The sequence below is a fragment of the Stenotrophomonas sp. 2YAF22 genome, assembly GCF_052114665.1.
Taxonomy (GTDB): Bacteria; Pseudomonadota; Gammaproteobacteria; order Xanthomonadales; family Xanthomonadaceae; genus Stenotrophomonas; species Stenotrophomonas indicatrix.
Map to the genome: position 1 here is coordinate 1 of NZ_JBFRFE010000074.1, position 10,465 is coordinate 10,465.

At 65.6% G+C, this 10,465-nt stretch carries 11 protein-coding genes; 5 read left to right on the top strand and 6 right to left on the bottom strand.

The window, feature by feature from the left end; genetic code table 11:
• The coding region (locus tag AB4Y84_RS04940) for a hypothetical protein (protein ID WP_442249837.1) at window positions 1-400 on the bottom strand (400 nt) is incomplete at its 3' end.
• A 259-nt stretch (window positions 401-659) separates the two neighbouring features.
• Here AB4Y84_RS04940 and AB4Y84_RS04945 point away from each other — a divergent pair.
• Window positions 660-2,426, top strand: a complete 1,767-nt coding sequence (locus AB4Y84_RS04945) for a S8 family serine peptidase (protein ID WP_442249838.1) — start codon at window positions 660-662, stop codon at window positions 2,424-2,426.
• Window positions 2,426-3,010, top strand: coding sequence for a S8 family serine peptidase (locus tag AB4Y84_RS04950; protein WP_312107515.1), 585 nt, complete (start codon window positions 2,426-2,428; stop codon window positions 3,008-3,010). Before AB4Y84_RS04945 ends, AB4Y84_RS04950 begins: the two co-directional genes overlap by 1 nt.
• A gap of 286 nt (window positions 3,011-3,296) precedes the next feature.
• On the opposite strand, the gene AB4Y84_RS04955 is transcribed toward AB4Y84_RS04950, so the two are convergent.
• The 5 genes from AB4Y84_RS04955 to cyoA form a co-directional block, all read right to left on the bottom strand.
• Window positions 3,297-3,983, bottom strand: a complete 687-nt coding sequence (locus tag AB4Y84_RS04955) for an SCO family protein (protein ID WP_442244177.1) — start codon at window positions 3,981-3,983, stop codon at window positions 3,297-3,299.
• A gap of 114 nt (window positions 3,984-4,097) precedes the next feature.
• Complete coding sequence (gene cyoD, locus AB4Y84_RS04960; protein WP_025877422.1) at window positions 4,098-4,430, bottom strand: cytochrome o ubiquinol oxidase subunit IV; 333 nt, start codon at window positions 4,428-4,430, stop codon at window positions 4,098-4,100.
• Window position 4,431: 1 nt separating this feature from the next.
• Window positions 4,432-5,067 (bottom strand): cytochrome o ubiquinol oxidase subunit III, encoded by a 636-nt coding sequence (gene cyoC / locus AB4Y84_RS04965; RefSeq protein WP_080353828.1) that lies wholly within the window; start codon window positions 5,065-5,067, stop codon window positions 4,432-4,434.
• Window positions 5,064-7,040 (bottom strand): cytochrome o ubiquinol oxidase subunit I, encoded by a 1,977-nt coding sequence (cyoB, locus tag AB4Y84_RS04970; protein ID WP_025877427.1) that lies wholly within the window; start codon window positions 7,038-7,040, stop codon window positions 5,064-5,066. The genes cyoC and cyoB overlap by 4 nt, the downstream gene beginning before the upstream one ends.
• A gap of 5 nt (window positions 7,041-7,045) precedes the next feature.
• On the bottom strand, window positions 7,046-7,951 hold the full coding sequence (gene cyoA, locus AB4Y84_RS04975; RefSeq protein WP_223496997.1) for a ubiquinol oxidase subunit II: 906 nt from the start codon (window positions 7,949-7,951) through the stop codon (window positions 7,046-7,048).
• Window positions 7,952-8,134: 183 nt separating this feature from the next.
• On the opposite strand from cyoA, the gene AB4Y84_RS04980 reads away from it, so the two are divergent.
• From AB4Y84_RS04980 to AB4Y84_RS04990, 3 genes are all read left to right on the top strand, one after another.
• Window positions 8,135-9,550: an aminotransferase-like domain-containing protein gene (locus AB4Y84_RS04980; RefSeq protein ID WP_442244176.1), complete on the top strand. Its 1,416-nt coding sequence runs from the start codon at window positions 8,135-8,137 to the stop codon at window positions 9,548-9,550.
• Between the two features lie 71 nt (window positions 9,551-9,621).
• Window positions 9,622-9,882, top strand: coding sequence for a hypothetical protein (locus AB4Y84_RS04985; RefSeq protein ID WP_025877432.1), 261 nt, complete (start codon window positions 9,622-9,624; stop codon window positions 9,880-9,882).
• The coding region (locus AB4Y84_RS04990; protein ID WP_442249839.1) for a DUF6436 domain-containing protein at window positions 9,882-10,465 on the top strand (584 nt) is incomplete at its 3' end. The genes AB4Y84_RS04985 and AB4Y84_RS04990, both read left to right, overlap by 1 nt.

Here is a 10,465-nt window from a genome sequence, read left to right on the forward strand (position 1 = left end):
CCATGGCAGCGTCGCGTATCTCATGGAATGGCAGCATGGTCTCGAAGCCGAATTCGTGTTCCATGCTGATGCGGACCAGGCCGCCAATGGCGAACCAGCTGGTATTGGCGTGCACATCGATGCCATGCCAACCGCCCCCCGCCAGCAGATCCAGCGTCTGCGCCCGGGGCATCTTTGTCCTCTCCTCCCGCAGCAGCGCGCGGCGGTGCCGTTTCATCAGCAGGCGCAGCTGCTTCACCGTGGTGATGTTGAAGGCGGTGAGCTCCGGCAGCAGCTCGGCGATGTCCGCGTCGGTCCAGTAATCGTGGCGACGGTGATACATCGACAGCACCACCTTGCGGATGGTGGCCACGGTGAGTGGGGCCAGATCGGCACGGGCGCGGGCATTGGGGCGTTTCATCCGGTGTCCTCCGGGGAGCCTGGGCATGGTGGCATGGCGGGGGTGCGCCAACCAAGGTTGGCAACTACCGAAGCACAGACCAGAGCGGCGCAGTCGTCATTACAAGGCGACATAAGTGTTTGTGACGTACTTGGCACATCCGCACATCGACCGCGTGAAGAGGTAGGGGGTTGTTCGTTGTGTCGCGTTTGGCTCGTTGCGATGGGGCAGATCCGCCCCGCCGTCCTGCCATGCCGATTCACAACAGAAGGATTCGTGTATGAAGCGACACACGCAACGCTCCGCGCCACCGCGCTCTGCGCGCCTGGCCTTGGCCACTGCCCTGGTGCTGGGCAGCCTGGCCGTTACCGCCCATGCGCAACAGGCCGATCCACTGGCGGGCCGCCAGTGGCACCTGCTCAATACCGGCCAAGCGGTGCTGGGCGATACCCTGCCGGTGGCCGGCAACGATCTGAACGTGGATGGCCTGTACCGCAACGGCATCCGCGGCCAAGGCGTCATCATCGGTATCGTCGATGACGGCCTGCAGATCGCGCATCCGGATCTGGCTGCCAACGTGGCGGCAGTGGCAGGCAAGAACTTCGCCAACGGCAGCAACAACCCTTCGCCGTCCGACCCCAACAGCGACAACCACGGCACGATGGTCGGCGGCATCGCCGGTGCGGTCGGTGCCAACGGCGTGGGCGTGCGCGGCGTTGCGCCCGCGGCCACGCTGAAGGGCTTCAACGTGCTGGCCTCGGATGCTGCGGGCAACCAGCTGAGCAATATCGARTACKCSTGGTGGGATGGCGCCGAGTCGGCCGATGTGCAGGTGTTCAACAACAGCTGGGGCGCCGGTCCCAGCAATCCGAACCTACCGTTCGCCTTCAGCCAGAACGACGTGGCATCCAATGAGCAGGCCCTCTCCGGCACGCGCGGCGGCCGCGGCGGCATCTACGTGAAGGCGGCGGGCAACAACTTCGACAACGCTGCGATCAACCAGTTCCAGGACGTGTGCACCGCCGATACCAAAAACCGCAGGACGGGCTGCGTGCCGGCCGGCCGCGATCCACGCAACAACCTGTTCAACGTGATCACCGTGGCGGCAGTACGCGCCGACGGCGTGCGTTCGTCGTACTCGTCCACCGGTTCGGCGCTGTGGGTGTCCGGCTTTGGTGGCGAGAACGGCTGGCAGCGACAGTACGTGCCGAACCAGTTGGCGGTTCGCTACGATCCGGCCATCCTCACCACCGACGTGACCGGCTGCGCGCAGGGCAGCAACACCAACGCCCAGCGTTACAACGCGCTGGACAGCAACCTGTCAGCCCTCGACAGCACCTGCAACTACACCGGCAGGATGAACGGTACCTCGGCAGCGACGCCGATGGTGTCGGGCGTGGCAGCGCTGGTGCTGGAAACCAATCCGAACCTGTCCTACCGCGATGTGAAATACATCCTGGCCACTACCGCCACGCGCAATCATCCCAACCAGCCGGCGGTGACGCTGGCCGATGGGCGCGTGCTGGTGCCGGGCTGGACGGTGAACGCCGCCAATCGTGCCTACAGCAACTGGTACGGCTTCGGCGTGGTCAATGCGGCGCGTGCCGTACAGGTGGCGGAGAACTTCCAGTCGCTGGGGCCGCTGGTGGACACCGGCTGGCGCACCACCACGCGCACCGTTGCCATTGGCAACACCACCAACGCCGCCGCGCGCCTGACCTTCCAGGTGGCCAATGGTGCACGCAACATCGAATCGGTGCAGCTGGGATTCCGGGTGAACCACAGCAACACCCGCCAGCTGCAGTTCGTGCTGATTTCGCCCAGTGGCACGCGCAGCGTGGTGCAGCCGGCCTTCACCGCAATCGGCTCCGGCACGGGCGGCGTGCAGCGCAACTTCACCAACTGGGATCTGTTGTCCAGCAATGCCTTCCTGGATGAGGCGGCGACGGGCACCTGGACCCTGGAAGTGACCGACATGGGGCAGGCCGCGAACGCAGCGTCGCGCGGCAACCTCGAATTCTTCAAGATCCGCGTTCTGGGGCACTGATGATGAAGACGACCATTCTGTTGAGCACTCTCGCCCTGGCGGCGATGACGACCACCGCTTCGGCGCAGAGCTCGGGCCAGACCCCGCCTGCAAAGACCCTGTCCACCGTGGATGCGCAGGCGCTGAAGGCCACCGCGACCGGCCGTTCGTTTGATGTGGGCGGCACCCGTTTCCAGCTTTCGCCCTCGACCAGCGTGAAGGCGACCGGCGGCGGGCAGTTCACGATCACGCCGTCAGCGGCGCCGGCCGCAACCACCAGTTCGCGCAGCAAGCGCTCGCTGGATGGTGGCAGCGCAGGCGCTGCGGATGCGGGCGCCGGCAAGTTCGCGGCGGCGGTTTCCAACGACGGCGCGCCGGTGGTGGCTACCTCGCGAGTGAAGGTGTTCTTTACCGATGCCGCCTCGGCGCAGCGTGCGGCCACTGCCACCGGCGGCACCGTGGTGAAGGTGTCGAAGGCCTCGGGACGGGCGATCGTGGAGTACCCGTCGGTGAATGCAGCACTGGATGCAACCACCAGACTGCTGTCGACCGCGGGCATCCGCGCGGCCGAGCCGGACGTGGTGCAGTGGGAAGAGAAGAAGTGATCTAGGGCGTTGCGTGGTGCCCCCGGCCGGTTGGCTCTCCTGGCCGGCCGGGGGATTGGCGAGCGGGAGGGCGTGCCGACCAACGGTCGGCACCCACCACAATCCAATGGCACCCACCACAATCCAATGGCACCCACCAGATTCCAATGGCATCCACCAGAATCCCAACGGTCGGCATGCACCAGATTCCCAATGTCGGCACCCGCCAGAATCAGGATGTCGGCACCCACCAGGTTCATTCATCGCGTGTCGACCAAGGTCGACACCTGCCAGGGCGATGCGTCGTTCAGCGGGCGGCGACGCTCGCGCTGTGCGGCAGCTTGCACGCCGCCAATGCTTCACTGCCCGCGGCCGGGTGTTCCGGCTCCAGCAGCAACCGCTGCACGTCCGAGAACAGCTGCTCCATCGGCATGCCGTAGGGCGCGAACAGGCGCAGGCGGCCCTGGCGGTCGAACACGTAGCCGCCGGCGATGTGGCTCATCGTGTAGGTGTCCGGCAGCTGTCCGGGCTCTTTCTCGTAGAACGCCTTGAAGTCACTGGCCATCGCCGAGAGCTGTGCCTCGTCACCGACCAGTGCCATCGCCTTCGGGTCGAACGCGTGCACATAGGTGTGCGCGACTTCGGGGGTATCGCGCGCCGGATCGACGCTCACAAACACCACCTGTAGCTGGTCGGCATCCTTGCCCATCAGGTGCTTGACCTGGCTCAGTTCGACCATCGTGGTCGGGCACACGTCCGGGCAGCTGGTGAAGCCGAAGAACAGGTAGGTCACCTGCCCTTGCAGGTCCTTCGGGCCACGCAGGGTGCCGGCGCTGTCAGGCATGGTCCAGTGCTGGCCCAGTTCCTCGCAGGCGATGTCCTTGGAATAGAAATCCATGCGCGACTGCGCGCTGCAGCCGGCCAGCAGGCCGAGTGCGAGGCCTGCGGCAAACAGCGGCAGGCGCAGGGAACGAACAACGGAAGCAACACGCATCACGGGTACCACCAACACGAGGTGGGCGCGGTCTCGGTCAGGCCTGCCCTGGGGGGAGAGAGGGCTGAGGTGCCAGGGCGATCGCGCACTCCTTGCCGATCGCCCCGGCCACGGTCAGTTGATCATCATGTGGTAGTGCATGCTCCAGATGATCCAGATCGACAATGCGACCACGATGAACAGGATCACCAGGGTGAACACGAAGCTGGCGAGGTTCCAGCCACCTTCGGATTTGCGGTCCATGTGCAGGAAGTACACCAGCTGCACCAGGATCTGCGCGACCGCGAAGCCGACCAGCAGGAACAGGGTGACCGGCCGCGACAGCACCGGGTTCATCACCAGCGCGAACGGCACCACCGTCAGCAGCGCGCACAGCACGAAGCCGATCAGGTAGGACTTGGTGGAACCGTGCGCATTGCCGGCGCGCGAGGTTTCGACGTGGGCCATGTCAGAAGGCTCCGATCAGGTAGACGAAGGTGAAGACGCAGATCCACACCAGGTCCAGGAAGTGCCAGAACAGGCTCAGGCAGGAAACGCGGGTGATGTTGGTCGGGGTGAGGCCGCGGCGATACACCTGGTGCATCACCACCGCCATCCAGATCAGGCCGCTGGCCACGTGCAGGCCGTGGGTGGCAACCAGGGCGAAGAACGCCGACAGGTAGGCACTGGTGCTGGGGCCGGCCCCTTCATGGATGAGGTGCGAGAACTCGTACAGCTCCATGCCGATGAACGAGGCACCGAGCACGAAGGTCACGCCCAGCCAGCGCAGCACCGCCGCCTTGTCCAGGCGGTGCATGGCCAGCACGGCCTGGCCATAGGTGATGCTGGACACCAGCAGGATGAAGGTCTCGGCCATCACGAACGGCAGCGAGAACAGTTCCTTGCCGGTCGGGCCGCCGGCGTAGGCGGTGCTGAGCACCGCGTACGAGGCGAACAGCGAGCCGAACAGCACCAGGTCGGACATGAGGTACACCCACATGCCGAACACCTTCATGCCGCCCTGTTCGTGGGCGTGGTCGTGCGCGTGGTGGTCGTCGTGGACCAGCGCATCGCTGTCCAGTTGCGGACGGGTCAACAGGTTCATGCGCCTGCCTCCTGCAGCTTGGCGTGGTTGGCCGCTTCGGTACGCGCCACCTCTTCGGAGCTGACGTAGTAATCCACGTCCTCGTTGTAGGAGCGCGCGATCAGGGTGGCGATCATCGCGATGAAGCTGGCACCGGCCATCCACCAGATGTGCCACACCAGGGCGAAGCACAGCACCAGGATCCAGACGTTGAGGATCAGCGGCACACCGGTGTTCTTCGGCATGTGGATCGGTGCGTACTTCTTCGGTGGAGGCGGCAGGCCACGCTTCTTCGCTTCGTGGAAGGCGTCCAGCTCATCGGCCTTGGGCACCACGGCGAAGTTGTAGAACGGCGGCGGCGACGGCGTGGCCCATTCCAGCGTGCGTGCATTCCACGGGTCACCGGTGAGGTCGAGGTTGCGCTTGCGGTCGCGCACGCTGACGTAGATCTGCACCAGCATCAAGATGATGCCCGCAAACACGAACAGCGCACCGATGAAGGCGGCGATCAGGTACGGCGTCCACGCCGGATTGTCGTACTGGTTCATGCGCCGGGTCATGCCCATGAAGCCCAGCATGTACAGCGGCATGAAGGCCAGGTAGAAGCCGATCACCCAGCAGGCGAAGGACCACTTGCCCAGGCGCTCGTTGAGGGTGAAGCCGAATACCTTCGGGAACCAGTAGACGAAGCCGGCCAGGTAGCCGAACAGCGCACCGCCGATGATGGTGTTGTGGAAGTGCGCGACCAGGAACAGGCTGTTGTGCAGCAGGAAGTCCGCGCCCGGGATGGCCAGCAGCACGCCGGTCATGCCACCGATGGTGAAGGTGACCAGGAAGGCGATGGTCCACAGCATCGGCACGCTGAACTCCACGCGGCCGCCGTACATGGTGAACAGCCAGGTGAAGATCTTCACGCCGGTGGGAATGGCGATGATCATCGTCATGATGCCGAAGAAGGCATTGACGCTGGCACCGGAGCCCATGGTGAAGAAGTGGTGCAGCCAGACGATGAAGGACAGGATGCCGATCGCCAGGGTGGCGCCGACCATCGACTTGTAGCCGAACAGCTTCTTGCGCGAGAACGTGGCGGTCACTTCAGAGAAGATGCCGAACGCCGGCAGCACCAGGATGTACACCTCCGGGTGGCCCCAGGCCCACACCAGGTTCACGTACATCATCGGGTTGCCACCCAACGTGTTGGTGTAGAAGTTGAAGTCCAGGTAGCGGTCCAGGGTGAGCGCACCCAGGGCTACGGTCAGGATCGGGAAGGCGGCGATGATGATCACGCTGGTGACCAGCACGGTCCAGGTGAACACCGGCATCTTCATCAACGTCATGCCCGGCGCACGCATGCGCAGGATGGTGATGAACAGGTTGACGCCGGTCAGCAGGGTACCGATGCCGGAGGCCTGCAACGCCCAGATGTAGTAATCGACACCGACCCCGGGACTGAACTCGATGCCCGACAGCGGCGGATAGGCGACCCAGCCGGTCATCGCGAATTCGCCAACACCCAGCGAGATCATCATCAGCGCAGCGCCGACCACGAAGATCCAGAAGCTGAAGGCGTTGAGGAACGGAAACGCCATGTCGCGCGCACCGATCTGCAGCGGCACGATGATGTTCATCAGGCCGACCACGAATGGCGTGGCCACGAAGAAGATCATGATCACGCCGTGCGCGGTGAAGATCTGGTCGTAGTGTTCCGGTGGCAGGAAGCCATCGCTGCCCGGCCCGGCCGCCGCCAGCTGTGCGCGCATCATCAGTGCATCGGCGAAGCCGCGCACCAGCATGACCAGCGCGACGACCACGTACATGATGCCGATCTTCTTGTGGTCCACCGTGGTGAACCAGTCGCGCCAGAGCACGCCCCACAGCTTGAAATAGCTCACCGCGCCGAGCAGCGCGAGGCCGCCCAGCACCATGGCCGCCAACGTGACCACGACGATCGGCTCGTGCAGCGGCACGGCCTCCCACGTCAATTTACCCAACATGTTCGTTACTCCTGGGAAACCTGGGCACCGCCGGCAGCGCCCGCCGGGGTTGCAGCAGCGGTGTTCTCACCGACGCCGATGAACTGGTCGATGACCTTCTTGAACAGCAACGGTTCGACGCTGGAGAAGTGCTGCACCGGCGCGTTCTTCGATGGTGCGGCCAGCGCCTTGAACTGCTCGAAGCTGAGCGAATCCGGTGCGCTGCGCACGTCGGCCACCCAACGATCGAAGTCTTCGTTGCTGCTGGCGGTGGCGATGAACTTCATGTTCGAGAAGCCATGGCCGCTGTAGTTGCCGGACATGCCACGGAACTGGCCGGGCTCGTTGGCGATCAGGTGCAGCTGCGTGCGCATGCCGGCCATCGCGTAGATCTGTCCACCCAGCTGCGGGATGAAGAAGGTGTTCATCGTCGAGTTGGAGGTGATGTTGAACGCCAGCGCGCGGTTGGCCGGGAAGTTGAGCTGGTTGACGGTGGCGATGCCCAGGTCCGGGTACACGAACACCCACTTCCAGTCGGTGGCGATCACGTCCACGTGCAGCGGTTCGCCGGCCACGTCCAGCGGCTTGTACGGATCGAGCTCGTGGGTGGACTTCCACACGATCACCGCCAGCACCGCGATGATCAGCAACGGCACGCCCCAGACCACCACTTCCACCTTGGTGGAGTGCGACCAGTCCGGCGTGTACTTCGCCTTGGTATTGCCGGCGCGGAAGCGCCAGGCGAACACGAAGGTCAGCACGATGGCCGGCACGACGACGATCAGCATCAGGCCGATGCAGATCAGGATCAGGTCGCGCTGTGCGATCCCGACCATGCCCTTCGAATCCAGCAGCACCCAATCGCAGCCCGTCAGGGCGATGCAGGCCAGGGCGACCAGCGCCAGGCGGATGCGGTTCCAGCAGATATTCATTGGTGGTCAACCCTGTTGAAGATGCGCGCTTGACCGGCTCGCCTGCGCGCAGCGCCCGGGCGTGGAGCGGCTACACTGTGGGTACGAGGTCGCCTACAAACAGGCGAACCACTCCAATCAAGCCCATACAAGATACAGCATTGTATGGACTTGTGCATCTGCACGTATGGAAAAATCCGACCGATGACGCCTCCTGCTGCCGGCCGCCGCCTGAAACACCCCAACCGGACCTGGGTCCGCCCGTTCCGTGAGGGCGCAGGACCGCTGTACCTGCAGATCGCCCAGCAGGTGCGCGAGGCGGTGGACGATGGCGTGCTGCGGCCGGGCGATCGCCTGCCGCCGCAGCGCGACCTGGCCCAGCAGGTGGGGGTGGATCTGACCACGGTCACCCGCGCCTTCGCCGAACTGCGCCAAGCCGGCCTGCTGGACGCGCAGGGCGCGGGCGGCACCTTCATTGCGATGTCCGCCGGCAACCGCAGCACCTCGGTCGACCTGAGCATGAACATCCCCCCGCTGCTCGGCAGCGCGCCGTTCGCACAGGGCATGGAGGCCGGTTTCCAGCATCTGGGCCAGCAGCTGGGCCAGGGCGAGCTGATGAGCTACCACGTCGGTGCCGGCAGCCGCGACGACCGCGCTGCGGCCGTGCAATGGCTGGCGCCGGTGCTCGGCCCGGTGGGCGCCGACCGGGTGGTGATCTGCCCTGGCGCGCAGACTGCGCTGTGCGCACTGATCCTGGCCCGCACCCAGCCGGGCGAACTGATCGCCGCCGAGCAACTGACCTATCCGGGCCTGCTGGCCGCTGCGCGCGTGCTGCAGCGGGGCGTGGTGTCGGTGGCGATGGACGCCGAGGGCATGCTGCCCGATGCCCTGGACGAAGCCTGCCAGCTGCGCCGGCCGCGCCTGCTGTACCTGGTGCCGACCATCCAGAACCCGACCACGGCGACGATGTCGGCGCAGCGCCGGCAGGCCCTGCTGGCGGTGGCACGGCGGCACGAACTGACCGTGGTCGAGGACGATCCCTACTGGCTGCTGGCCGGCGATGCCGCCCCGCCGCTGGCCGCGCTGGCCGACGGTGGCTGCCCGGTCTACTACATCTCCACCCTGTCCAAGTGCCTGGCCCCCGGCCTGCGCACGGCCTACCTGGTGGTGCCGGGCGGCGAGCCGATGGAACCGGTGCTGGACGCTCTGCGTGCGATCGCGCTGATGCCCACCCAGTCGATGGTGGCCGTGGCCTCGCACTGGATCCGCACCGGCCAGGCGCAGGCGATGGTGCAGCGCTTCCAGCAGGAGCTGCGCGAGCGTCAGGCCATTGCCGCCCGTTATCTGCCCGCCCGTGCCCAAGCGCATCCGGCCGGCCTGCATGTGTGGCTGCCGTTGCCGCCGCGGTTGGACCAGTACCGGCTGATCCAGGCGGCACAGGAACAGGGCCTTGGCATTGCCAGCTCCGACGCCTTCAGCGTGGAAGAACCGCCACCGGGCAACGCCATCCGCCTGTCGCTGGGCGGTGCGGTGGACCAGGAGGCACTGGCCGGTGCGCTGGCCAAGCTGAACGAGATCCTGTCCGAGGCGCCCGACGCGCGGCATTCGGCGATCGTCTGAACCATCCCGTGGGCCATACCCATACAAGATGATATCTTGTATGCAATGTATGGACGGAGGATGTGCCGCAGATGGCCGCCGACAAACTGAAGTTCCACCTGGTGATGGCTGGCTGCGGCGGGTTCGTCGTGCTGATGCTGGCCGCCCTGGCCTGGGTCTGCCTGCAACCGCAGACCGTGGATGTGCAGGCCGCCGAGCGCCACGCCATTGAACAGTGCCTGCAACGCAGCGAGGACGCGGCGCGCAGCGAGATCCAGCGCCGCGCCCAGGCCGACTCCTGCCGCGAGATGCGCAAGCAGTACGTGCACAAGTTCGGCGCGGACGGCTCCTGATGGGCGCAGCTGCGCCGCGCCCACGCCGTTCGATGCTGCCGGTGATGATCGCCCTCGCCTGCCTGTTCATGGCCGGCGTGGCGGCGGCACTGTGGCAGTACTTCGGCTATGGCGAGCAGTCCACGTTTGCCGAACAGGCCATCGTCTTCGATGACTCGCAGCTGCGGTTGCCGGCGGAACTGGCCGGCGACACCGGCCGCATCCGCGTGGTGCATTTCTGGGACCCGGCCTGCGGCGTGTGCAACCGCGAAACTGGTGCCCACCTGAGCTACCTGATCAGCATGTACCGCCGCGCCGGCATCGACTTCTATGCGATCCGCCGCCCCGGCACCCAGGGTGAACTGCCCGAGCCGCTGCGCAGCAAGGTGATCACCCTGCCGACCATCGATGGCATCGGGAACATTCCGGCCAGCCCGGCGGTGGCGATCTGGGACCGCCAGGGCCACCTGGCCTATGCCGGYCCGTACAGCATCGGCATGGTCTGCAATTCGGCCAACAGCTTCGTCGAACCGTTGCTGGACAAACTGGTGCACGGGGAAACCGTGCGCCCGAAAGGACTGCTTGCCGTGGGCTGCTACTGCCC